20 protein-coding genes and 2 pseudogenes are annotated in these 24,121 nt (G+C 70.5%); 13 read left to right on the top strand and 9 right to left on the bottom strand.

The genetic code is table 11. From position 1 onward, the window contains the following. Nucleotides 1-49: 49 nt before the first annotated feature. From ACZ52J_RS28685 to ACZ52J_RS28645, 9 genes are all read right to left on the bottom strand, one after another. Nucleotides 50-1,087 carry a LacI family DNA-binding transcriptional regulator gene (locus ACZ52J_RS28685; protein WP_465622827.1) on the bottom strand — a complete coding sequence of 346 codons (1,038 nt, stop codon included), beginning with the start codon at nt 1,085-1,087 and terminating at the stop codon, nt 50-52. 121 nt (nt 1,088-1,208) lie between these two features. Then, nucleotides 1,209-2,180 (bottom strand): carbohydrate ABC transporter permease, encoded by a 972-nt coding sequence (locus ACZ52J_RS28680; protein WP_360501666.1) that lies wholly within the window; start codon nt 2,178-2,180, stop codon nt 1,209-1,211. Beyond that, the gene (locus ACZ52J_RS28675; RefSeq protein ID WP_465622825.1) at nt 2,177-3,124 is read right to left on the bottom strand and encodes an ABC transporter permease; all 948 of its coding nucleotides are present in this window, start codon (nt 3,122-3,124) and stop codon (nt 2,177-2,179) included. Before ACZ52J_RS28675 ends, ACZ52J_RS28680 begins: the two co-directional genes overlap by 4 nt. Then, entirely contained in the window at nt 3,121-4,800 is a 1,680-nt protein-coding gene (locus ACZ52J_RS28670) for an ABC transporter substrate-binding protein (RefSeq protein ID WP_465622823.1), read from the bottom strand. The genes ACZ52J_RS28675 and ACZ52J_RS28670 overlap by 4 nt, the downstream gene beginning before the upstream one ends. Nucleotides 4,801-5,178: 378 nt before the next feature. Then, on the bottom strand, nt 5,179-7,161 hold the full coding sequence (locus tag ACZ52J_RS28665) for a glycoside hydrolase family 31 protein (protein WP_465622821.1): 1,983 nt from the start codon (nt 7,159-7,161) through the stop codon (nt 5,179-5,181). A 50-nt stretch (nt 7,162-7,211) separates the two neighbouring features. Beyond that, entirely contained in the window at nt 7,212-7,766 is a 555-nt protein-coding gene (locus ACZ52J_RS28660) for a polysaccharide deacetylase family protein (protein ID WP_465622819.1), read from the bottom strand. A 124-nt stretch (nt 7,767-7,890) separates the two neighbouring features. After that, on the bottom strand, nt 7,891-9,447 hold the full coding sequence (locus ACZ52J_RS28655; RefSeq protein ID WP_465622817.1) for an alpha-L-arabinofuranosidase B: 1,557 nt from the start codon (nt 9,445-9,447) through the stop codon (nt 7,891-7,893). Nucleotides 9,448-9,595: 148 nt separating this feature from the next. Continuing rightward, a complete protein-coding gene (locus ACZ52J_RS28650) occupies nt 9,596-10,051 on the bottom strand; it encodes an AbfB domain-containing protein (protein WP_465622816.1) in 456 nt (151 codons plus the stop codon). Further along, entirely contained in the window at nt 9,954-11,153 is a 1,200-nt protein-coding gene (locus ACZ52J_RS28645; RefSeq protein WP_465622815.1) for an arabinofuranosidase catalytic domain-containing protein, read from the bottom strand. Before ACZ52J_RS28645 ends, ACZ52J_RS28650 begins: the two co-directional genes overlap by 98 nt. Before the next feature lie 303 nt (nt 11,154-11,456). On the opposite strand from ACZ52J_RS28645, the pseudogene ACZ52J_RS28640 reads away from it, so the two are divergent. The 13 genes and pseudogenes from ACZ52J_RS28640 to ACZ52J_RS28580 all read left to right on the top strand — a co-directional run. Beyond that, nucleotides 11,457-11,659 (top strand): annotated as a pseudogene (locus ACZ52J_RS28640) (sugar kinase); the annotation flags it as partial. Nucleotides 11,660-12,300: 641 nt separating this feature from the next. Further along, nucleotides 12,301-14,016, top strand: coding sequence for a ribulokinase (locus ACZ52J_RS28635; RefSeq protein WP_465622938.1), 1,716 nt, complete (start codon nt 12,301-12,303; stop codon nt 14,014-14,016). Between the two features lie 4 nt (nt 14,017-14,020). Next, nucleotides 14,021-14,701, top strand: a complete 681-nt coding sequence (locus ACZ52J_RS28630; protein WP_465622814.1) for an L-ribulose-5-phosphate 4-epimerase — start codon at nt 14,021-14,023, stop codon at nt 14,699-14,701. An 11-nt stretch (nt 14,702-14,712) separates the two neighbouring features. Then, the gene (araA, locus tag ACZ52J_RS28625; RefSeq protein WP_465622811.1) at nt 14,713-16,218 is read left to right on the top strand and encodes an L-arabinose isomerase; all 1,506 of its coding nucleotides are present in this window, start codon (nt 14,713-14,715) and stop codon (nt 16,216-16,218) included. A gap of 76 nt (nt 16,219-16,294) precedes the next feature. Continuing rightward, nucleotides 16,295-16,627 (top strand): aldose epimerase family protein, encoded by a 333-nt coding sequence (locus tag ACZ52J_RS28620; protein WP_465622810.1) that lies wholly within the window; start codon nt 16,295-16,297, stop codon nt 16,625-16,627. 6 nt (nt 16,628-16,633) lie between these two features. Next, nucleotides 16,634-16,877, top strand: a pseudogene (locus ACZ52J_RS28615) (aldose epimerase family protein); the annotation flags it as partial. 354 nt (nt 16,878-17,231) lie between these two features. Then, entirely contained in the window at nt 17,232-17,393 is a 162-nt protein-coding gene (locus ACZ52J_RS28610) for a hypothetical protein (protein ID WP_465622808.1), read from the top strand. A gap of 356 nt (nt 17,394-17,749) precedes the next feature. Continuing rightward, nucleotides 17,750-18,748 (top strand): ABC transporter substrate-binding protein, encoded by a 999-nt coding sequence (locus tag ACZ52J_RS28605; RefSeq protein ID WP_465622807.1) that lies wholly within the window; start codon nt 17,750-17,752, stop codon nt 18,746-18,748. A gap of 56 nt (nt 18,749-18,804) precedes the next feature. Continuing rightward, on the top strand, nt 18,805-20,355 hold the full coding sequence (locus ACZ52J_RS28600) for a sugar ABC transporter ATP-binding protein (protein WP_465622806.1): 1,551 nt from the start codon (nt 18,805-18,807) through the stop codon (nt 20,353-20,355). Continuing rightward, nucleotides 20,355-21,407, top strand: coding sequence for an ABC transporter permease (locus tag ACZ52J_RS28595; protein WP_465622804.1), 1,053 nt, complete (start codon nt 20,355-20,357; stop codon nt 21,405-21,407). The genes ACZ52J_RS28600 and ACZ52J_RS28595 overlap by 1 nt, the downstream gene beginning before the upstream one ends. Beyond that, a complete protein-coding gene (gene yjfF, locus ACZ52J_RS28590) occupies nt 21,404-22,390 on the top strand; it encodes a galactofuranose ABC transporter, permease protein YjfF (protein WP_465622803.1) in 987 nt (328 codons plus the stop codon). The genes ACZ52J_RS28595 and yjfF overlap by 4 nt, the downstream gene beginning before the upstream one ends. Before the next feature lie 163 nt (nt 22,391-22,553). After that, nucleotides 22,554-22,736 carry a hypothetical protein gene (locus tag ACZ52J_RS28585; RefSeq protein ID WP_465622802.1) on the top strand — a complete coding sequence of 61 codons (183 nt, stop codon included), beginning with the start codon at nt 22,554-22,556 and terminating at the stop codon, nt 22,734-22,736. A gap of 296 nt (nt 22,737-23,032) precedes the next feature. Next, entirely contained in the window at nt 23,033-24,112 is a 1,080-nt protein-coding gene (locus ACZ52J_RS28580) for a LacI family DNA-binding transcriptional regulator (protein WP_360501626.1), read from the top strand. Nucleotides 24,113-24,121 lie beyond the last annotated feature (9 nt).

The raw sequence follows: 24,121 nt of genomic DNA, 5'->3' as shown, positions 1-24,121 counted from the left end.
TTCCTCGCGTGGGGAGGGGAGGGCGTGCTGACGGCGTGTCAAGGTGGCGTCATTGGCGTGGACCGCGCACCGGGGCCGGGCCGGTGCTCTCACGGACCACCAGCTCCGGTGGCGTCAGGACCAGTTCGTCCGCCGGCTCGGTGCCCGCTGCTACTGCGGCGATCCGGGCCAGGACCTGCTCCACGGCCACCCGGCCGAGCTCCTTCTTCGGGCCCGTCACGGAGGTAAGCCTGGGCGCGTGCTGCTCGGCCAGCTGCTCGGGGCAGATGGCGATCACCGACGCGTCCTCCGGAACGGTCCGCCCGCCGGCGCGCAGCAGGCTGAGCAGCGGGCCGATCGCGCCCTCGTTCTGCACCACGAAGCCGGTGGTGTCCGGGCGGTCCGCGAGGATCCGGGCCAGGGTGCCGGCGGTGCTCTCGTAGGTGCCCTCGCAGGGTCGGTGCAGGAAGCGCAGGCCGCGCTGCTCGGCCCGGGAGCGGAAGCCGTTCAGGGTCCGCTCGGCGTAACCGGCGTGCCGCCGGTAGACGGCGCTGCCGTAGCCGATGAAGGCGATGTCGCGGTGGCCGAGGTCGGCCAGGTGGTCGGCGCACAGGGCGCCCGAGGTGGCGAAGTCGTGGTCGACGCAGGCCAGCCCGGACGGGTCGTCGGGCAGCCCGATGAGCGCGGCCGCGGTGCGCTGGGCGTGCAACACCGGGATGCGGTCGTCGTCCAGCCGGATGTCCATCAGGATCACGCCGTCGGCCAGCCCGCTGGCGGCGACGCGCTGCACCCCTTCGGGGCCCTCGTCGTTGGTGAGCAGGAGCACGTCGTAGCCATGGTCCCGGGCCGCGACGGTGACCGCGATGGCGATCTCCATCATGGTCGGCACGTAGACCTCGGTGTGCAGCGGCACCACCAGGGCGATGATGTGCGAACGCTTGCCGGCCAGCGCCCGGGCGCCGGCGTTCGGGTGGTAGCCGAGGTCGGTGACGGCCCGTTCGATTCGCTGCCGGGTCTGTGTCGAGATCGAGCGCTTGCCGCTGAGCGCGTAGCTGACGGTGCTTGCCGAGACGCCGGCGTGCCTGGCCACGTCGGCGAGTGTCACCATCGGTCCTGCTCCTTCGGGTCGGGGTGGAGAGCGGTCCCGGTGGGTGCCGGGGAGGTGCGTGCCGGGGAGGTGTGTGCCGGGACCGCTCCGTTCGCTGCGAGCCACCGGGGGCGAGGCCGGGTCAGCCCTTGATCGCCCCGGTCAGCACGCCGGTTCGCAGGTGCTTCTGGATGAAGGGGTAGACGACAACGAGCGGCACCAGGGTGAGGACCACCACTGCCATCTGCAAGGAGAGCGGCGCGGTCTGGGCGTGTGTGCTGCCGAAGCCGGAGTTGACCGAACCCGGCATTCCGTTGCCCCGGTTGACGTAGGTGAGCAGGACGTACTGCAGCGGCCACTTCTGGCTGTCGGTCGGCATGTAGAGCATGACGTTGAAGAACGAGTTCCAGTAGCCCACGCCATAGAAGAGCGCGATCACCGCGGTCACGGCGCGCGAGGTGGGCAGGACCACCGACCAGAGGATCCGCCAGTCGCCGGCGCCGTCCATCCGGGCCGCGTCGATCAGTTCGGCGGAGGTCTCGGAGTAGAAGGCGCGCAGCACCAGGATGTTGAAGACGGAGACCGCGCTGGGCAGGATCAGTGCCCACCACTGGTCGTAGCCGCCGAGTCCGGTGACCACCAGGAAGGTCGGGATCAGGCCGCCGCCGACGAACATGGTGACGACCAGCAGCAGCAGGATGAAGCGGTGGCCGAGCGAGCGCGGGCGCGAGAGCCCGTAGGCGCACAGGATCGACACCACCATGGACACTGCCGTGCCGACGCCGGTGATGCCGAGGCTCACCAGCAGCGCGGTGAGCACCGTCGGGTTGTCCAGCATCGCGCGGTAGGCCTCGACGGTCAGGCCGTCCGGCCAGATCACCATCCCGCCGGCCCGGTTGACGGCCCCGGGGGTGGAGAAGCTGGTGACCACGATGATCCAGAGCGGGACCAGGACGACCGCCAGAACCCCGCCGAGCGTCAGCCCCTTGGCGGCCTGGCCGATCGTGGTCGGCGGCTCCTGCCAGGGCGGGCGTGCGGTCCGGGCGGAGCGTGGGGGAGCGGTCACCGCGTTGCGTGTGCGCTTGCCGCGGCCGATGCTGAGTGTGTTGGTCATTTCCGGTAGAGCCCGTCCTCGCCGAAGGCGTGCGCCAGCCGGTTGGCCCCCCAGAGCAGCAGCAGCGAGACCAGGCTCTTGAAGAGCCCGGCCGCCGCGCCGTAGCTGTAGTTGCCGGCGGCGATGCCGTAGTAGAAGGAGAAGGTGTCCAGCACGTCGGCCGCGTCGTGGCCGACCGCCGTCCGCTGGATCAGGAACTGCTCGAAGCCGACCGACAGAGCGTTGCCCAGGCGCAGCACCAGCATCAGCATGACCACACCGCGCAGGCCGGGCAGGGTGATGTGCCACATCCGCCGCCACCGTCCCGCACCGTCGGCGGCCGCCGCCTCGTACAGCTCGGTGTTGATCGCACTCAGCGCGGCGAGGAAGACGATGATTCCCCAGCCCGCCTCCTTCCAGATCGCCTGGGAGGTGACCAGCAACGCGAAGGTGTGCGGGTCGGTCATGATGTCCCAGGTGCCGATCCCGTGCTGACGCAGGAACTGGTTGAGCAGGCCGGCGCCGCCCAGCATCTGCTGGAAGATCGTCAGGGCCAGCACCCACGAGAAGAAGTGCGGCAGGTAGAGCACGGACTGGATGAAGTTGCGCATCCGCTCGCTCAGCACCGAGTTGAGCAGCAGGGCGAGCGCGATCGGGATCGGGAAGAACAGGACCAGCTGGACGCAGCTCAGGTACAGCGTGTTCTTCATCGACTCCCAGAACAGCGGGTCGCCGAAGAGCGCCTGGAACTGGTCGAGCCCGACCCAGTCGCTGTGCCAGACACCGACCAGTGGGTCGTAGCTCTGGAACGCGGTCACCAGGCCGAACAGCGGCGCGTAGTTGAACACCAGGAGCAGGACGACCGCGGGTATCGTCATCAGTAGCAGCGACTTGTCCCGCCGCAGCCTGATCCGCCGGCTCAACCGGGTGGGCGCTGCCCGGCGTTCCGACCGCGCGGTGCTCACTGGCCGGCGCCGTACTTGTCGAGGACGTTCTCGGTCATCCACCGCTTGAGCCGCGCCCCCTGGCCGGACTTCCAGGTGGAGACCGCCGCCTGGACGTCGGAGACCTTCTTCTTCCCGTGGTAGCAGTCGATGATGGTGTCGTTGACGGCCTGCGCCGCCTCGGCTGTGGCGATGTCCTGCGGCATGCTGTAGTTCATGGCCCAGAAGGGCGGCTTGACCAGGGCCTTGACGTTGGCGGCCTGCCAGGCGGAGTAGTCCTTGGTGACGACGTCGCCGCCCGGGTTGCTGATCACGGACGAGCCGGAGGAGAGGAAGGGGAAGGTGGTTGCCTGGACGTTCTTCTTGCCCTCGTCGGTGAAGGTCGGCACGCCGTTGACCCGATTGTGGTGGACGCCCTCGACCCCGAAGTTGGTCATCGTGTACTCGGCCGAGCCGTACGGTGCGGCCAGGTAGTTCGCCACCGCGAGCAGTTCCGCTATCTGATCCGGCTTCAGGTCGGCGTTGAGGTAGCTGATCATGCTGCTGGGGGCGCCCATGTAGGCCACCGGCGTGCTCTTGCCGTCGGCGGTCAGGATGTCGAAGGCACCGCGCCGGTAGTTCGGGTCGGCGGCGACACCGGACTGGTAGTCGGCGAGATTCCAGGCACCCAGCCCGCCGCCCGCGATCAGCACCTTTCCGGCGTAGAAGCGGGTGCCCTGGTTGGCGCCGTCGCCCGCGAGCGCGTCCGGGTGCATGTACCCGGAGGTGGCCAGGCGGTAGTGCCAGTCGAGGGCTTCCAGGAACTCCTGGGTCTCGAAGAGGTGGACCAGCTTGCCGCTGTCGACCTTCCACTTCACGGGCGCGCCGAAGGAGGGGTAGAGGTAGGTCCACACGTCGTCGAAGGCCCACACGCCGCGCTTGGCGTCGGTCAGCTCCTTGCCGAGGTTCATCAGGTCGGCGGGGGACTTCACCTGGGCATTGGTGATCCCGCGCGATTCGAGGAGGTCCCTGCGGTGGAAGACGCCACCGGGGCCGGGGAACGTGGTGGCGAAGCAGGGGATGCCGTAGAGCTTGTCGCCCCAGACGCCTGTCTGCCAGGCACCGGTGGGGAGGGCGGCCAGGTTGGGGTACTTCTTGACGTTGTCGCCGGAGAGGTGAGGTGTCAGGTCCGCGAACTGGGTCCGGGCCAGCTCGCCCGTGTTGAAGTTGGGGTTCCACCAGGCCGGCAGGTTGATCCAGTCGGGCAGCTTCTTGGCGGCCGTCATGGTCGGCACGATGGTGTGGTAGTTGTTCCCGTCGGCCGGCTTCATGGTGAGGTTCACGCCCAGGGCCTTGTTCATGGCCTGGTAGAAGGAGTTGCCGGGCTGTGGCACGGTGCCCCACAGCGGGGTGACCGCCGTGTAGCTGCCGCCCTTGCCGGGCGGGCCGGACACCGTGGCGGCCGGGGCGGCCGGGTAGCTGAGGAAGCCGGGGTCCGTCGCCGCGTCGGCGCCGCCCGCGACCGACGCGATGTCCGGCGTGAGGGCCGTGCTCGGCAGGAAGGCCGGTAGTGCCACCTTGAGGCCCGACGAGGTGTTCGCCCCGGTCTTCTGGTGCGAGCCGCCGCCGCAGGCGGAGAGCAGCGGCGCCATGGCGACGGCTCCCGCGATCGATGCGCCGGCGGACAGGAACCTTCTCCGGTTCAGCTCGGTGGTCATGGTGGGCCAGCCCTTCCCCGCGGAGGATGTCGAAGCGCTTGGATGTTTCGGCGAGACTAATGGCGTGTTACCGGTTCAGCAAGGCCCTGAACAAATCCAAATTCCTTCTGTGCAGGGGTGGTTGACAGCCAATCTGGTTCATGTCAGCGTCGATGCGCTTCGACGTTCGCCGTCGAGCCCAACCTGCCCGAGGGGTTTGCCATGTGAGTTCCGCGTCCGCGTCGGCAGCCGACCTGCTTCCTGTCCGTGACCCGCGTGGTCGTCGACTGTCGGACCCGGACGGTCGACGTCGACGACCATGCGAACATCACGGTCGTCGACGCCACCCAGGTGGACGGTGACGCGGTCTCGCCCGCCGTTCCTGTTGTTCCGGCCGCTTCAGCCGAGCCGGGCCGCGACCTCGGCCCCTTCCCGTACGAGGACCGGGATGCGTTCCAGCGGGGCCTCGGCGTCGTGCGTCGTTCCGCCCTCCAGCACCTGTCCGCTGACCAGGTCGAGCCAGCGGGCGCCGGACGGCAGGTACACCCGGCGGGCCCGGGCGCCGGCCTCGTACACGGGTGCCACCAGCACGTCGGGGCCGAGCAGGAACTGGTCGTCCACGTCCCAGGCCTGCTCGTCCTCGGGGAAGTCGAAGAACAGCGGGCGCATCGGCGGGGCGCCGGTGCGGTGGGCGTCCTCGGACAGTTGCCTCAGGTAGGGGCGCAGACGCTCGCGCAGCAACAGGTGGTCACGGAGGATGCCGTAAGCCTCGTCCCCGTACGACCAGAGCTCGTTCGGCCCGCCGGTCATGTCCGCGGAGAACGTGGGGTGGTTGGGCTCGCGGTCCCCGTGCAGCCGCATGACGGGGCTGAAGGTGCCGTACTGGAACCACCGGATCAGCAGTTCGCGGTACGCGGGGTCGTCCGGGGCGCCGCCGAAGAAGCCGCCGATGTCGGTGTTCCACCAGGGGATGCCGCTCATCGCGACGTTCAGCCCGGCCCTGATCTGGCGCGCGAGGGAGTCGAAGGTGGTGGGGATGTCGCCGGACCACAGCAGCGCCCCGTGCCGCTGGCTGCCGGCCCAGGCGGAGCGGACCAGCGACAGCGGCCGGTCCTCACCCGCCGCGCGCAGGCCGTCGGCCACCGCGCGGGTGTGCTCCAGCGGGTAGAGGTTCGCGGCCTCGGCGGCCCGGCCGGCCGCGTAGACCGCGCGGTCGGCCCGGTCCCGGGGCAGGTCGGGCTCGCACGCGTCCAGCCAGAAGCACGCCACGCCCAGAGAGCGGTAGTTGTCGTTCAGTCGCTGCCACAGCGCGGCGCGGGCGCCGGGGTGGGTGGCGTCGTAGTAGGCCATGGGGCGGATCAGCGCATCCGCGCTGTACCGCGACGGCCACGGGTAGGTGAGCAAGCCGCCGTCGGCGTCGCGCACGAGGTGCCCGGCCGAACGCAGCTCGTCGTGGGTGTCACTGCCGGGCTCGACGGTGGGCCACACCGAGACGGCGAGTCTCACCCCGAGGTCCGTCAGTTCCTCGACCATGGCGGCGGGGTCGGGCCATTCGCTCTCCTCGAAGCGCCAGTCGCCCATCCTCGGCCAGTGGAAGAAGTCGCAGACGATGACGGACAGCGGCAGTCCACGCTCCTTGTACTGCCGTGCCACGGCCAGGAGTTCGTCCTGGGTGCGGTAGCGCAGCTTCGACTGCCAGAAACCGGACGCCCATTCGGGCAGGAGCGGCGGGCGGCCGGTGGCCCGGGTGTAGGAGTCCAGGATCCGGGCCGGGGTGTCGCCGGCGGTGATCCAGTAGTCGATGCGCCCACCGGCGTCGGCGGTCCACCCGGTGGTGTCGGCACCCAGTTCGACGCGGCCGGTGGCGGGGTTGTTCCACAGCAGTCCGTAGCCGCGCGAGGAGTGCAGGAAGGGGATGGCGGCTACGGTGTTGCTCTGGACGAGGTCGATCACACAGCCCTTCTGGTCCAGGTGCCCGTGCGGATGCTGGCCCAGGCCGTGCAGCCGTTCACCGCCGTAGGCCGCGAAGTGCTGCTCCGTCCGGCCGGCCGCCGCGTGGACGCGATGGCCGGCGGGATGCGCGTGCGGGCTCTTCTCGGCGAGCAGTTCGCGGCCCGACGCGGCATGACGGAACGTCAGTCGGCCGTCCGTGGAGGCCTCGACCGCGAGGCGTCCGTTGACCAGGCGGGCACAGCCGTCGTCCGATACCGACAGCTCGGCGTGCGGGGAGGGCGAAGGGCTCTCCAGCGCACCGGGGGCAGCGGGATCGATGGTCCCGGCCGAGGCCCGCACGCGGACGGCGTCCGGTCCCCAGGGCTCGACGCGCAGGACCTCTGCGGCGGTGTGCCGTTCCAGGCCGCCCGCGCGGATGCTGTAGGGCAAGGTGGCTCCTCACTGTGACGGAGAGTCGTCAACTGTCGGCTGTGGCGCCGTCATCGAGGCGGGACCGGTCCCGGCCGCAGTCCCCGCTCGGCCCAGGCCGCCAGCAGATGTGGTACGGCCTCGACGGTGCTCTGGCGGCCGTGGTCGTGCATCAGCACCACGCCGCCCGGCGGTTCGTCCCGGGCTGCGCGCACGATGGCCTCGGCGTCGGCGCCCGCCCAGTCACGGGTGTCGGTGGTGCACAGCACCTCGGTGAGTCCGAGTGCCGCCGCGGCGCCGCGCACCCGGGCGTCGGTGTCGCAGTAGGGTGGGCGGAAGAGGGTCGGGTAGCTGCCGGTCATTCGGTGCAACAGCCGTTGTGGCAACCGGAGTTCACGCCGCAGCGCGTGGTCGTCGAGGCCCGTCAGGTGCGGGTGGGTGTGACTGTGGTTGCCCAGCCACATCCCGGCCTCGTGCAGGGCGCCCAGCAACTCCGGGTGACGGACGACCTGGTCGCCGCACACGAAGAAGGTGGCTCGGACGCCGGCCCGGGTCAGCGCGTCGAGCAGGGCGGGCGTGCTGTCGGGGTGTGGGCCGTCGTCGAAGGTCAGGGCCACGGTGCTCATTCGGTGCTCCCCTGGCAGGAAGGGGGGCCGGGACGTGGAACGGTGCCGTCGGCGTCGACCAGCAGGAGCTGCTCGACGCCGACGGCACCGTCATCACACCCGGCCGCGCCGGACAGTGTTTCCGTCAGCTCCAGGGAGAGGCGGTGAGCCAGCTGGTGTCCTGGGCCCACGAGGACGTGGAGTCCCAGGCGTTGGTTCCGCCGTTGCTGGCGATGTAGGCCGTGAAGTTGTAGTGGCGGAGGTACTTCGTCGGGAAGTTGACGGACTGGAAGGAGTGGCCGACCCCGCTGTTGCCCGTGGTGGGGCAGAAGGTGGCGTCCTGCGCGAAGGAGCCGCTGCCGGTGTCGGCGCTCAGGTAGAGCTCGTAGTTGTAGTGGTGCAGGAACTGGCCGGGGTTGTCGACGGACTCGAAGGACAGGCAGGAGGTGTTGGCCAGGCCGGCGCGGACGATCCAGGTGGCGTCGGCCTTGTCGGTGGCCGAGCTGGAGGAGTTGATGGTGGAGATGACGACCTTGTTGTCGGCGTCGTCGTGGCGGAGGTAGTCAGAGGTGCAGCAGGGGGCGGTGGTGGCCTGGAGGGAGATCCGGGAGCCGGGCGTCAGCGAGCCGGTGCTGGTCGAGGCGCTGCTGTAGCCGGCGGCGGTGATGTTGGCCTGTACGGCGTTCTCGGTGGCGTCCGAGGGGTAGCCCGAGGTCATCACGCCTTCGTAGAAGGTGCCTTGGGCACCCTTGCTGTTGTCACCGCCGATGCCCAGGATGATCGAACCTTCCTTGTGCATCGGGTTGTAGCCGGAGGCGTTGGGGCGCACGCCGCTGTAGAAGGTGGACAGGCTGCCCGACTGCGCGTCGCCGCCGCGGATGGCCCACTGGTTCGGGGCGCCCTTGACCATGGCGCTCAGGAACCGGTTGGTGACGGTGGGGTCGCCGGCGTTGAAGCGGGTGTTCACGCCGGAGAACAGGCCGTTCTCCAGGTCGGCCATCACCCACGGGCCGTTGCCGCTGCCGGAGCCCCAGACCTTGTTGTTGCCGAAGTAGATGGCCTCCATGTGGCCGTTGCCGGTGTCGTGGTCGTTGGTCTCGGCGTTGCCGTAGTCGAAGCAGCAGCCGTCGTTGAAGTGCTTGCCGTTGAAGATCGCGTACATGCCCTCGGGCTGGTCGCCGGTGGCGATGCCGTTGGTGTGGTCGTTGCGGTAGCCGGTGCCGGGGGCCACGTAGACGCCGTACGCCTTGTGGCCGCCGACGGTGACCGGCGCCTCGAAGGCGTTGGCGAGGTTGTCCGGCCCGCCGGCGGCTCCGCCTGCGGGTGCCTGGGTGAGGTGGTTGCCCTTGCCGGACTCGTCGTAGATGACGGTGATGACGCAGCTGGTGTTCGCGCAGAAGGCATCCTGCGCGGCGGCGTCGGCGTATCCGCCGGTGCTCAGGACGCCGATGTCCTTGGTCGCGCTGTCGGAGGCGCGCCTGACCTGGTACAGCGGGCCGCCGTACCCCGCGTACAGGGCGCGGGTGGTGCTGTGCGCGGCGACGCACGGGGTGCCGCCCGCGGCGTAGATGTCGCACGGCTGCTGGGTGGCGGCCTGCGAGGTGGTGGCCGTGGCGGTGAGCAGGCCGGCGGCGAGCACGGCGGTTGTGCCGGCCGAGAGGAGCGCGCGACCGGCGCGGCGGATCCACGGTTGCTTGGTCATGAAGGACTCTTTTCACTGGGTGGGGTGTGAGGTGAGCCTCGACGAACTCCCGGTGCCCGGCTGTGCGGGCGGCGGGGGTCGGGTTGACGTGCCCGGAGCCGGCGCGGATTCGGCGGTCTTCGGCACCGGACCCGGGGCGGGTTGCTGGTCAGCTCCAGGGGGTGGCGGCGAGCCAGCTGGTGTCCTGGGCCCACGAGGACGCGGAGTCCCAGGCGTTGGTTCCGCCGTTGCTCGCGATGTAGGCGGTCAGGGCGTAGTGGCGGACGTACTTGGCCGGGTAGTTGAAGGACTGCAGGGAGTAGCCCGTGCCGCTGTTTCCGGGCTTGGGGCAGAAGGTGGCGTCGGCGGCGAACTGGCTGGTGCCGGCATTGGGCTGGAGGTGGAGCTGGAACGCGTAGTGCCTGAGGTAACTGCCGGAAGCGTTGGCCGCCTCGAAGGAGACGCAGCTGCTGTTGGCCAGGCCTGCGCGGACGATCCAGGTGGCGTTGCCCTTGTCCGTGGCGGAACTACCGGAGGTCACTGGCGCGATCACGACCTTGTCGTCGCTCGTGTCGTGCTGCAGGTAGTCGCTGGTGCAGCAGGAGCTGGTGGCCTGGAGCGACACCTTCGCGCCCGGCGTGAAGGGGGGTGGTGGTGTTGGTGCGGTAGCCGGCCGCGGTGACGTTGGCCTGGACGGCGGCGTCGGTGGCGTCGGAGGGGTAGCCCTTGACCATGGCACCCTCGTAGAAGGTGCCCGCGCTCTCGTTGCGGTTGGTCTGGCAGCAGTCGCCGCCGCTGCCCAGGATGATGGCGCCCTGCTTGTGCATCGGGTTGTATCCGCTGGGCAGTGCGCCGCTGTAGAACTGGGTCAGGCTCCCGGACTGGGCGTCGGCGCCCTTGAGTGCCATCTGGGTGGTGCCGTTGTTCTTGAGCATCGCGGTGACGAAGTGGCTGGTCTCGGAGACCTGGTTCGGGTTCCACGCCCTGCTGCCGCCGGTGAACAGGCCGTTCTCCAGGTCCGCCTGTACCCAGGGCCCGGTTCCGCTGCAGCCGCCGAACCAGCATTCCGTGCCGAAGTTGATCGCGTCCATGGCGCCGTTGCCGTCGGCGTGGTGGTCGGTCTCGGTGTTGCCGTAGTCGAAGCAGCAGCCGTTGTTGACGTGGGTGCCGCTGGTGATCATGTATGCGCCCTCGGGTGAGCTGCCGGTCGGCACGCCCGAGCCGTTGGCGAAGTAGCTGTTGCCGGGGTTGATGTAGAGCGCGTACGCCTTCTGGCCGCCTACGGTCACCGCTTCGGTGGTCGCGGGGGCGGCCGTGTCGGCGCCGCCGGTCCCGCCGGGACCCTGGTAGACCAGGGTGTTGCCGCTGTTGCCGGTCTGGTCGTAGACGCGGGTGATGGTGCAGACGGTGCCCGCGCAGAACGAGTCCTGCGCCGCGGCGTCGGCGACGCCGCCGGCGGACAGTACCCCGATGTTCTGCGACGCGCTGTCCGAGGTCCGCTGCACCTGGTACAGCGGACCGCTGTAGGAGGCGAACAGCGCGCGGGTCGTACTGTGCGCCGCGACACACGGCGTGCCGCCCGCGGCGTAGATGTCACACGGTTCCTGCGTGGCGGCCTGAGACGTGCCGGCAAGGGCGAGGACGCCGGTCAGGGCGAGTGCGACCGTGACGAGGGCGGCGAGCAGTTCCCGCAGAGGTCGGCGATCAGCGCGAAGGGTGGGCAGCATGCATGGACTCCCTTGTTCGGTGCGATACCAAGAGCCTCGCCGTGGCCGAATCGGCGGCGCGCCTGCCCCCCCTGGGGGCGGTCCGATCCGGCTTCGTACTCCGGGTGACTGTTAGCGCTAACAATTGCGGTCGACAGGGAATGCCAAGAGTTTCGACGGTGTCGCCGCGCCAGGAGTGCGGTGCGGCCATCACTATCAAGTAGACGCGGAAGCCCAGTCAAGGCTTGCGCATTCCCGACTCGATGGCCGCGCACGCGCACCAGGGCAAGCGCGGTTCCCGGGAAGCTGCCTCGGCTCGACCCGGACCGCATCGGCTCCGGGGACGGTTTCGCCGCCGGGCTGATCGACGGCCTGCTGACCGGCGTGGCCTGGAACGGGCCCTGGCCAGCGGAACGGCCCACGACGCCCTGGTCATGACCGGGCTCGCAGACGTGTCCATGGCGTCGCCGGCGGAGGTCGAAGCGATCACGAACGGCGGCTCCGCGCACGTGGGGCGCAGGCCCTGAGCCGATCCCGCCCCGTCGCAACAGGAAGGAGAGGGCCGTGCGGCAACGAGTGGTCGTCGGCACGTCCGTCGCCCTCACCGAACTCCTCGTTCGATGCGGGTGCGTTGCTCCTCGGGTGACGGGTGGGGCGGCAGTCGGGCCGCGGTGGCGTCGTCGTGCTGGTGGCGGCCAGTGTGGTGGCGTTGGCGGTCACGGTCGGCGTGGTGGCGCCAGGAGGCGTCGAGTCGCCGTTGTCGAGGCCGGCCCGTAGGAGGAGCGGGAGGGGGAGGACGGCTGCGCCGCCGGCCAGGATCCATCTCGCGCCACCGGTGGCCGTCGTCCCTCGGGAGCCGGCAGGTCGGGCCACGACCTTGTTTCGTTCCCGTTGACAGCGGGTTACGAGGCATGTCTTGACAGGCCAATTGTTAGCGCTCACAATTTCCCGGAGCGCCCGCACCACGACCCCGACGCCGCCCATCCCCGGACACGGCGACGGCAACGGCGGCGCGTGCTTCCCGGACCCCGTTCCGCACCTCTGAGGGTGGGCGCGGCGCGGGCCCGCAGGCCGCCGAGCCCGACATCCTCCGGGTGGACGACTCGGCGGCCTGCCTCCCACCACCCACCGACACCCCCGCACCGGACGAAGGACTGATGACGTGACCGTGACTCCTGCGCCTGACGACCCGCAGCAGTACGTCGTCGGAATCGACTTCGGCACGCTCTCCGGGCGCGCCGTGGTGGTGCGGGTCGCCGACGGTGAGGAACTCGCCTCCGCCGTCCACGACTACGCCCACGCCGTCATCGACCGGACACTGCCGGTCGGCGGGGCCACGCTGCCGCCCGACTGGGCCCTCCAGCACCCCGACGACTGGCGCGAGGTGCTGCGCACCGCCGTCCCGGCCGCCGTTGCCGCAGCCGGCATCGACCCGGCCGACGTCATCGGCATCGCCACCGACTTCACCGCCTGCACTGTCCTGCCCGTGCTGGCCGACGGCACCCCGCTCGCCGAGGTCGAGGAGTTCGCCGCCCGGCCGCACGCCTGGCCGAAGCTGTGGAAGCACCACGCGGCGCAGCACCAGGCCGACCGGATCAACGAACTGGCCCACCAGCGCGGCGAGAAGTGGATCTCGCGCTACGGCGGGAAGATCTCCGCCGAGTGGCAGTACGCCAAGGCGCTCCAGGTGCTGGAGGAGGACCCGCCGACCTACGCCGCCATCGAGCGCTGGATCGAGGCGGCCGACTGGATCGTCTGGCAGCTCTGCGGCACCGAGACCCGGAACACCTGCACCGCCGGGTACAAGGGCATCTTCCAGGACGGCCAGTACCCGAGCGCCGACTACCTCGCCGCCCTGCACCCCGACTTCGCGGACTTCGCCGCCACCCGGCTCGACCACCCGCTCTCCCCGCTCGGCTCCCGGGTCGGCTCGCTGACCGCGCAGGCCGCCGCCTGGACAGGCCTGCCCGAGGGCATCGCGGTGGCCGCCGGCAACGTCGACGCGCACGTCGCCGCCCCCGCGGCCCAGGCCGTCGAGAACGGCCGGCTCCTCGCCATCATGGGCACCTCCACCTGCCACGTCGTCAACGGGTCCACCCTGGCGGACGTCCCCGGCATCTGCGGTGTGGTCGACGGCGGCATCATCGCCGGCAGCTACGGCTACGAGGCCGGGCAGAGCGCGGTCGGCGACATCTTTGCGTGGTGGACCGGCCAGGGCGTACCCGCCGACTACCTCGCAGAGGCGGCCGAACTCGGCGAGGACATCCACCAGTTGCTCACCCGCAAGGCGGCGGACCAGCCGGTCGGCGGCCACGGCCTGGTGGCGCTGGACTGGATGAACGGCAACCGCTCCACCCTGGTCGACCACCATCTCTCCGGCGTCATCGTCGGGCTCACCCTGGCCACCCGTCCGGAGGAGATCTACCGCGCTCTGCTGGAGGCCACCGCCTTCGGCACCCGCGCCATCGTCGACGCCCTTGAGCAGGGCGGCGTCCCGGTGACCGAGTTCATCGTCACCGGCGGCCTGAAGAAGAACGCGCTGCTGATGCAGATCTACGCGGACGTGCTGCGCCGCCCGGTCTCGCTCGCGGTCTCCACCCAGGGCCCCGCGGTGGGCTCCGCCATCCACGCGGCCGTCGCGGCGGGGGCCTACCCAAACGTCCGTGCGGGCGCCGCCGCGATGGGTCGCGTCGAGCGCGCCGCCTACACGCCCGACCCGGACCGGGCCGACGCGTACGACGCCCTGTACGCCGAGTACCGGCTGCTGCACGACCACTTCGGCACCGGGCCCGACAAGGCGCTGCACCGCCTGCGCTCGATCCGCAACGCCGCCCTGACCGCCGCCGCGGCAGCCACCGCCGCCAGCCCGAACAGCGAGGTCTGACCCTGTGAGCACCCTGCCCGAAACCGTGGCGCTGCTGCGCCGCCACGTCAGCGAACTGCACCAGGAGCTGGTGCGCTACAACCTGGTCGTCTGGACCGCCGGCAACGTCTCCGCCCGGGTGCCCGGCCACGACCTGCTGGTGATCAAGCCGAGCGGCGTCTCGTACGACGAGCTGTCGCCGGAGAACATGATCCTCTGCGACCTGGACGGCAAGGTCGTCGAGGGCGACTACTCGCCCTCCTCCGACACCGCCGCCCACGCGTACGTCTACCGGCACATGCCCGAGGTCGGGGGAGTGGTGCACACCCACTCGACGTACGCCTGCGCCTGGGCGGCGCGCGGCGAGGCCGTGCCCTGCGTACTGACCGCGATGGCCGACGAGTTCGGCGCCGAGATCCCGGTCGGCCCGTTCGCCCTGATCGGCGACGACTCGATCGGCAGGGGCATCGTCGAGACGCTCAGCGGCCACCGCTCCCCGGCCGTGCTGATGAAGAGCCACGGCGTCTTCACCGTCGGCAAGGACGCGAAGGCGGCGGTCAAGGCGGCCGTGATGTGCGAGGACGTCGCCCGCACGGTCCACATCTCCCGCCAGCTCGGCGAGCCGCTGCCGATCGCCCAGGCGGACATCGACAGCCTCAACCACCGCTACCAGAACGTGTACGGCCAGCAGTCCGTGGCCGGCTAAGGAGTCCTGAAGTGACGTCACTCGAAGGCCGCGAGGTCTGGTTCCTCACCGGAAGCCAGGGGCTCTACGGCGAGGACACCCTGCGGCAGGTCGCCGAGCAGTCCCGGCAGATCGCCGACGCGCTGGGCGACGGTACCGGCCTGCCGGTCAAGGTCCGGTGGATGCCCGTGCTCACCGACGCCTCCGCGATCCGCCGCGTCTGTCTGGAGGCCAACGCCTCCGACGACTGCGTCGGGTTGATCGCCTGGATGCACACCTTCTCCCCGGCGAAGATGTGGATCGCCGGACTCGACGCGCTGCGCAAGCCGCTGCTGCACCTGCACACCCAGGCGAACGTCGCGCTGCCGTGGGCGTCCATCGACATGGACTTCATGAACCTGAACCAGGCGGCCCACGGCGACCGCGAGTTCGGCTACATCCAGTCCCGCCTCGGGGTGGCCCGCAAGACCGTCGCCGGCCACGTGAGCGACCCGTCGGTGGCCGCCAGGATCGGCTCCTGGGTCCGCGCCGCCGCCGGCCGCGCCGAGCTCAGCACCCTGAAGCTCGCCCGCTTCGGCGACAACATGCGCGATGTCGCCGTCACCGAGGGCGACAAGGTCGAGGCGCAGCGGCGGTTCGGCGTCTCGGTCAACACCTACGGCGTCAACGACCTGGTCGACGCGGTCGACGCGGTCGCGGACGACGCGATCACCGAGCTGGTGAAGGAGTACGAGGACACCTACCGGGTGTCGGCCGAACTCCGCCACGGCGCCGACCGCCACGAGTCGCTGCGCTACGCGGCGCGGATCGAACTCGGCCTGCGCGGGTTCCTGGACGAAGGCGGCTTCAAGGCCTTCACCACCAACTTCGAGGACCTCGGTGGTCTGCGCCAGCTGCCCGGCCTCGCCGTGCAGCGCCTGATGGCCGACGGCTACGGCTTCGGCGGCGAGGGCGACTGGAAGACCTCCGTCCTGCTGCGCACGCTCAAGGCGGCGGCCGCCGGGCTGCCCGGCGGCACGTCCTTCATGGAGGACTACACGTACCACCTGGAGCCCGGGCAGGAGGTCATCCTCGGCGCCCACATGCTGGAGGTCTGCCCGAGCATCGCGTCCGAGACGCCCACGCTCGAGATCCACCCGCTGGGCATCGGCGGCCGCGAGGACCCCGTCCGGATGGTCTTCGACGCGCAGACCGGGCCGGCCGTGGTGGTGGGCCTGGCCGACATGGGCGACCGGTTCCGGCTGGTGGCCAACGAGATCGACGTCGTCGAGCCCGCCGAGCCGCTGCCGAACCTGCCGGTCGCCCGCGCCGTCTGGAAGCCGCGGCCGAACCTGCGGACCTCCGCCGAGGCGTGGCTGACCGCCGGGGCCCCGCACCACACCGTGCTCTCCAGCGCGATCGGCGCCGAGGAGCTGACCGACCTCGCGGAGATGGTCGGCACCGAACTGCTGCTCATCGACGCGGACACCACGATGCGCCAGTTCACCAAGGAGATCCGCTGGAACCAGGCTTACCACCGGCTGGCCCAGGGTTTCTGACACCCCGACGTGGCGGCGCCCGGCGCCGGCGGGGCGCCGCCACAGCACCATGTCCCACCCTCGAAAACGCAGCAGCATGACCGCCGCACTGTCCGTCCGGCACGAGCCGCATGCCGTCCTCCCGGACGGACGGACCATCAGGTGCCGGACGTTCGGCTGCGAGAGCGCGGTCACGGTGGAGATGCTCGACCTCGGTGCGACCCTGCACATGCTGCGCGCTCCCGACCGGGAGGGGCGGCGGGCCAACGTCGTCCTGGGCGCCGCGACGGTAGCCGATCCGATCGGCCCGGCCCGCTACTTCGGCGCCACCGTGGGCCGGTACGCCAACCGGATCGCCCGCGCGGAACTGCCGATCGACACAACTGGGCACTGCGAGCGGCCACTTCACCGCGCCGCGCCGCCGTCCTGAGCCACCCCGGAAAGTGGGCGGCGACTCGAGCGCCTGACCACCGAGCCGGGCCTTCAGATCTACACCGGCAACCACTTCGACGGGACCATCAGCGGTGTCGGCGGCCGACCGTACGGAGGCGTACGCGGGTGTCGCGCTGGAGACCCAGCACTTCCCCGACTCGCCGCACCACCCCGACTATCCGTCCACGGTGCTGCGCCCCGGTGAGGAGTACCGCAGCACCACCCGCTATTGCTTCTCCACAATGTGACGCATGGTCGGAGCCGAGGCAGGCATGTCGTCGAATATCGCCCTGCCCGCGGGTCCCCGATCCCCCACCTTTCCCTCCGCGCCTTTCCCTCCGCGCCTTGCCCGGAAGCGGACGGGGATTCCGCGAGCCCGGGTGTCCTGGCGAGACCCGAATGTGACCTGCACAGGGCATTGACGGACAGAATGTTAGCGATAACAATTCACACGTCGGTAGTGATCCGGACCCTGACAGGGGCTCAATTGCGGCAGCTTTCAAGGCGCGCCCCCGTGACCTGTCGGCGCGCTTCCTCGACGGTTCTTTGTCAGCGCCAACTGCCACATTGCCCGTAGACCCCACCGAGTACGGAGATCAAAGATGAGCTCCACCGGAGCCGCCGTCGGCGCGACCCGCTTCTCGTCCGAGGCGTCCGCGGAGCTGACCGGCAGAGCCGCCTGCCGCCGGTCGGCCTTCGGGACCGCTCCTGGTGACCCGCAGGGCGGGGTCCTGGCCAGGCAGTGGGGCCTCACGGTCAAATAGGCGACCGGCCGGGCCCGCTGCTCCGCACGGCTGCGGCCGCCCGGGACCGCCCGTTCCCCCGCTTCCACGGGCGACCCCGTGGCGGCCGCAGCCCCTCTCGGCGCCATCGGTGGGGAGCGGAAGATCCACTCACGTCGCACCCGTCCCGTCCGGCGCCCGCACGCTCGCCCGCCGCCCGAGCGGCGCGTACCCGCAGACACCGAGGATCGCCATTCGCGGCGGGGGCGGTGGCCGGCCTTCGAGGCCCGTCGACCGTGCCGGTCGGTGCCCGCCCCTCGGCCGCCCTCCGGGGCCGGAACATCACCGATCGCACTTCAGACAACGCTCACTGATCCGCCATCATCAAGGAGAGCACGATGTCCCGTTCCATCAGCAGAACCCTCGGCGCCGTCGCGGTCGCCGCCGCGCTGACCGTCTCGCTGGCCGCCTGCGACGGCAAGAAGGCCCCCGCGGGCTCCGCCGACGCGGGCGGTCAGCACAAGCTCGTCTTCGGCTTCTCGCAGGTCGGCGCCGAGAGCGGCTGGCGCTCCGCGAACACCAAGTCGATCCAGGACGCGGCGAAGGCGGCCGGCTTCGAGCTGAAGTTCTCGGACGCCCAGCAGAAGCAGGAGAACCAGATCGCCGCGATCCGGTCCTTCATCCAGCAGAAGGTGGACGTCATCGGCTTCTCGCCGGTGGTCACCACGGGCTGGGACACCGTCCTGAAGGAGGCCAAGGCGGCCGGCATCCCGGTCATCCTCACCGACCGGGCCGTCGACACCCAGGACAAGACGCTCTACAAGTCGTTCATCGGGTCGGACTTCGTCAAGGAGGGCACCAGCGCCGGGCAGTGGCTGGTGGACGCCGAGAAGAGCGCGCCCGGGCCGGTGAACATCGCCGAGCTCGAGGGCACCACCGGATCGGCCCCGGCGCTCGACCGGAAGAAGGGTTTCGAGGACGTCGTCCTCAAGGACCCGAAGTTCAAGATCATCGCCGACCAGACCGGTGACTTCACCCGCGCCAAGGGCAAGGAGGTCATGGAGGCCTTCCTCAAGGCGCACAAGGACATCAACATCCTCTTCGCGCACAACGACGACATGGCCGTCGGCGCCATCCAGGCCATCGAGGAGGCCGGCCTCAAGCCGGGCACGGACATCAAGATCGTCTCGATCGACGGCATCAAGGACGCCTTCCAGGCGATGGCCGACGGCAAGATCGAGGAGGTCGTCGAGTGCAACCCGCTGATCGGCCCGCAGATCATGGACCTGGTCCAGAAGATCCACGACAAGCAGGACGTGTCCGACCGGGTCCTCTCCAAGGAGGGCGTCTTCACCAAGGACCAGGCCGCCGCCGAGCTCCCCAACCGCCAGTACTGACCACCCCGCCGGGGCCCGCACCGGGCCCCGGCCACCAGGCGAGGAGAGGAGCAACCATGCCGGCGCCACAGTCCGCCAGCCCGGTCCTCGAAATGACCGGTATCAGCAAGGAGTTCGCCGGATTCCAGGCTCTGTCCGGCGTCGACCTCCGGCTATTCGCCGGCGAGGTGCACGCCCTGATGGGCGAGAACGGCGCCGGGAAGTCGACCCTGATCAAGGTACTCACCGGCGTCCACACCGCGGAGGCCGGCGAGATCGTCCTCGCCGACGCGCCGGTCCGTTTCGGCGGCCCGCTGCAGGCACAGGGAGCCGGAGTCAGCACCGTCTACCAGGAGGTGAACCTCTGCCCGAACCTCTCGGTCGCGGAGAACCTCTTCCTCGGACGTGAACCGCGCCGCCTCGGCGGCATCCACTGGTCCGCCCTGCGCCGCAAGGCGGCCGAGCTGCTGCGCAGCCTGGACCTCGACATCGACGTACGGGCCGAAGTCGGCACCCTGCCACTCGCGTTGCAGCAGATGGTCGCCATCGCCCGAGCCGTGGACACCGAGGACGGCGGCGTCGGCGGGCTGAAGGTCCTGATCCTGGACGAGCCCACCTCCAGCCTCGACCGCGACGAGGTCGCGCGGCTCTTCACGGTCATCCGCCGGCTGCGCGAGGAGGGCGTGGCGATCCTCTTCGTCACGCACTTCCTCGACCAGGTCTACGAGGTCTGCGACCGGATCACCGTCCTGCGCGACGGGCAGCTGGTGGGGGAGTACCTGACTGCCGAGCTGCCCCAACTGGAGCTGGTCGCGGCGATGCTGGGCCAGGAACTCGGCGAGCTGGAGGTCTCCGACCACCAGCGGACGGGCCGGGAGTCCGGTGCGGCCGGCGAGCCGTACGTGGCCGCGCACGGCCTCGGGCGCAAGGGCGCGGTGGAGCCGTTCGACCTGGCCCTGCACCCGGGAGAGGTGGTCGGCCTGGCCGGCCTGCTCGGCGCCGGGCGCTCCGAGGCCGCCCGGCTGATCGCGGGGGCCGACCACGCGGACACCGGCAAGATCTCCGTCGCCGGACAGAGCGTCAGCCTGCGCAGCCCGCGGGCCGCGATCCGGCACGGCATCGCGTTCTGCTCCGAGAACCGCCGCACGGAGGGCATCGTCCCGGACCTCACCGTCCGCGAGAACATCCTGCTAGCCCTGCAGGCTTCCCGCGGCTGGACCAGGCCGCTGCCGACCCGCCGGGCCGACGAACTGGTCGACAAGTGGATCAAGGCGCTGCACGTCCATCCGGCCGACCCCTCGGCCCTGGTCCGCAACCTCAGCGGCGGCAACCAGCAGAAGGTCCTGCTCGCGCGCTGGCTGATCACCGAACCCAAGCTGCTGATCCTGGACGAGCCCACCCGTGGCATCGACATCGGCGCCAAGACCGAGATCCAGAAGCTGGTCGCCTCGCTGGCCGAGGACGGCATGGCAGTCCTCTACATCTCCGCCGAACTCGAAGAGGTCCTGCGCCTCTCCGACACCGTCGGCGTGCTGCGCGACCACGAGCTCGTGGCGACGCTCCCCAACACTCCCGAACTCACCCTGGACCGGCTCATGGAGACCATCGCGAGCGGAGGTGCCCACTGATGAGGCAACTCCTAGGCCACCGACTGTTCTGGCCGGTGGCCCTGCTGGCCGCACTGCTCGTCACCAACGTGATCTACTCGCCGGACTTCCTCAGCATCCGGGTCCGTGACGGCCACCTCTACGGCAGCCTGATCGACATCCTGCGCCTCGGCTCGCCGCTGCTGCTGGTCGCCCTCGGGATGACGCTGGTCATCGCCACCGGCGGCATCGACCTCTCGGTCGGCGCCCTGGTGGCCATCTCCGGAGCCGTCGCCTGCCTGAACATCAGTCACCTGACGAACCAGAAGGACAGTGGGGCGGTCGTGCTGGCCGTGCTGCTCGCGCTGGCGGTCTGCGTCGCCCTCGGGATCTGGAACGGCCTGCTGGTGGCGGGAGCCGGGATGCAGCCGATCATCGCCACCCTGGTGCTGATGGTCGCCGGGCGCGGTGTCGCCCAGATGATCACCGGCGGACAGATCATCACCGTCAACAGCGAGCCGTACCACCTGATCGGCGGCGGCTACGAACTCGGCCTGCCGCTCTCGGTCCTGATCGCGGCGGCAGTGCTGGTACTGACCGGTCTCACGGTTCGACGCAGCGCGCTCGGCCTGCTGCTGGAGTCGGTCGGCGGAAACCGCGAGGCCAGCCGGCTGGTCGGCATCCGGGCGCGGGGCCTCACGGTCACGGTGTACGCCTTCTGCGCCCTGTGCGCGGCCGGCGCCGGGCTGATGATCAGCTCCAACGTCGCGTCGGCGGACGGCAACAACGCCGGTCTGTGGATCGAGCTCGACGCCATCCTGGCCGTCGTGATCGGCGGGACCTCGCTCTCCGGGGGCCGCTTCCACCTCGGCGGAACGGCCGTCGGAGCGCTCGTCATCCAGACCCTCTCCACGACCGTCTACACGATCGGCGTGCCGCCGGAGACCACCCTGGTGTTCAAGGCCCTGGTGGTCACCGCAGTGTGCCTGCTGCAGTCCCCGGCCTTCCGCGCCAAGGTGCTCCCCGGCCGGGCGCGCCGCCGTGCCGGTGTCGTCGAAGCCAAGCCAGGGAAGAAGGAGGCCACGGCGGCATGAGTACGACGTCCCTGCGGGAGTTCGCCGCACAGCGCCGGGGCTACCTCCCGGTCCTCGCCACCACGGCGCTCTTCGCGCTCACTCTGGAGGCCGGCAACTACCGCTACTACGGCTTCCTCTCCGGCCAGGTCCTGGCCAACCTCTTCGTCGACAACGCCCACCTGCTGGTGATCGCCGTCGGCATGACCTTCGTGATCCTGACCGGCGGGATCGACCTCTCGGTCGGCGCGGTCGGGGCGCTCAGCACCATGCTCTGTGCCGACCTGGTCGAACGTCAGGGCTGGCCACCGCTGTTGGTGATCCCGCTGGTCCTGGTGGTCGGCGGGCTGTTCGGCGCCGGGATGGGGTACGCCATCCACCACTTCGAAGTGCAGCCGTTCATCGCCACGTTGGCGGGCATGTTCTTCGCCCGGGGCCTCTGCTACCTGATCAGCACCGACTCCATCCCGATCTCCGACCACCTGTTCACCACCCTGGCGCAGAGCCATCTGACGCTGCCCGGCGGGGTGTTCGTCTCGTGGTCGGTGGTGATCGCCGTATCGGTGGTGGCGGCCGCGTTCGTCGTGCTGCACTACACCCGGTTCGGCAGGGCGGTGTACGCCGTCGGCGGCAACCCGCAGTCGGCGCTGCTCATGGGCGTGCCGGTCGGACGGACCGTCATCCGGGCCTACACCGTCAGCGGGCTCTGCTCCGCGCTCGGCGGCGTGCTCTTCACGCTGTACACCCTGTCGGGCTACAGCCTGCACCTGGTCGGCACCGAACTGGACGCCATCGCGGCCGTGGTGATCGGCGGGACGCTGCTCACCGGCGGTTCGGGATACGTCCTGGGCACGGTGCTGGGCGTCCTGGTGCTCGGCGTGATCCAGACCATCATCACCTTCGAGGGCACGCTCAGCTCCTGGTGGACGAAGATCGCGGTCGGCACGCTGCTCTTCGTCTTCGTCCTGCTGCAGCGCATCATGACGGCCCGCCGCCGCTCCTGACGGACGGCGGCGGGCTCAACGGGGGACCACGCACGGGGGACCAGCAAGAAAACACCACCAGCACCACCACCGGTGCCATGGCGCCCGCAGGACCGGCGCCATGGCACCTTCCCTTTGCCACCCACCAGCAAGGGATCCCCATGCGCCACCGGATCAGAATCCGGTGAACGCGCACACCGCGACACTCGGGTCGGGCGCGACCCACACCGTCGGCCAGGTCGGCTCGCACAGCCTGGGCCTGACCGGATCCTCCACCGCCGACGCGGACATCGCCGCACCCGTGGTGGACACCTCGAAGTCGTTCTCGGTGTCCGCCTGGGTGAAGCTCGACAACTCAAGGCGCTGAAGCCCTCGTCCATCCGGTTGGACTGCTCGAGTACCCGGAGTGGTGCGAGGACCGGGCTCGGCAGCTCCTTCACGCGCGCCTTCCCGCCGTACTCGGTCACCGTCCTCACCGTCGGCTGACGACCGGCCGCGCCTCCGCACACCCACCCGGTGCGGAGGCGCGGCGTGTCGTCGGCCGCTGCGAGCTGTGACGGTTGCCTGGCCGGCGGCGCCGGTGCCGGGGCGCCAACCGGAGCGCGCCCGCGCTCTCGGTAGGCTCGTGAGAGTGATCCACAAACTCAGGACGGAGCGGAGATCATGAGCACCGCCGCAGGTCGACAGGGCAGGTCGGAGGAGGCCGCTGCCGCCGGGCCCCGCCAGCCGGTGATGGCCGACGTCGCGGCGCTGGCCGGAGTCTCGCACCAGACCGTCTCCCGGGTTCTCAACGATCACCCGAACGTGCGCCCGGCCACCCGCGACCGCGTGCTCTCGGCGATCCGGGAGCTGGGCTACCGCCCGAACTCGGCAGCCCGCACGCTGGTCACCCGGAAGTCGAACATGCTCGGCGTGGTGAGCTTCGACACCACGCTGTTCGGCCCGGCCTCGATGCTCTACGGCATCGAGCGGGCCGCTCGCGCGGCGGGCTACTACATCAGCATCGTCTCGCCGCGCGCACTGGACGCCCGATCGGTACAGGAGGCCGTCGACCGCCTGCGCGACCAGGGCGTCGAGGGCATCGTGCTGATCGCGCCCCAGACCTCCGCGGCGGACCCGCTGGCCCACATCTCGGTGAGCGTCCCGGTCGTTCGCCTCGGTACGTCCGGCCAGGTCCGGGTGCCCACGGTGGCCGCGGACAACATCGCAGGCGCCAGGGCGGCGACGCGGTTCCTGCTCGATCTCGGGCACCGCACGGTGCACCACGTCTCGGGCCCACCGAGCTGGCTGGAGGCCCGGCACCGCGCCGAGAGCTGGTCCGCCACGCTCGCCGATGCCGGCGTGGCCGCACCCCGCCCGCTGCCCGGCGACTGGAGCTCCCGTTCGGGGTACGAGGCCGGCCGGCAGCTGGCAGCGGACCCGGACGTCACGGCGGTGTTCTGCGCGAACGACCACATGGCGCTCGGCCTGCTCTGGGCGCTGCACGAGGCGGGCCGCCGGGTGCCCGAGGACATCAGCGTGGTCGGTTTCGACGACATCCCGGAGGCGTCCTATCTGGTGCCGCCGCTGACCACGGTCCGCCAGGACTTCGGCGGGCTCGGCCGACGCGGGCTCGAGCTCCTCGTCGCCCAGCTCGACGACACCCCGGACAACCGCTCGGGCGCACCCGGCAGCGTCCTGGTGGCCCCGGAGATGGTGGTCCGCCTGAGCACCGCGCCCGCACCCGCTCGCAGCCGGGCGTAGTCCGGACAG

Source organism: Kitasatospora sp. NPDC034035, from assembly GCF_055575755.1.
Note: the sequence above shows the minus strand (reverse complement) of the source record. Positions and strands in the feature narration are given on the sequence as shown.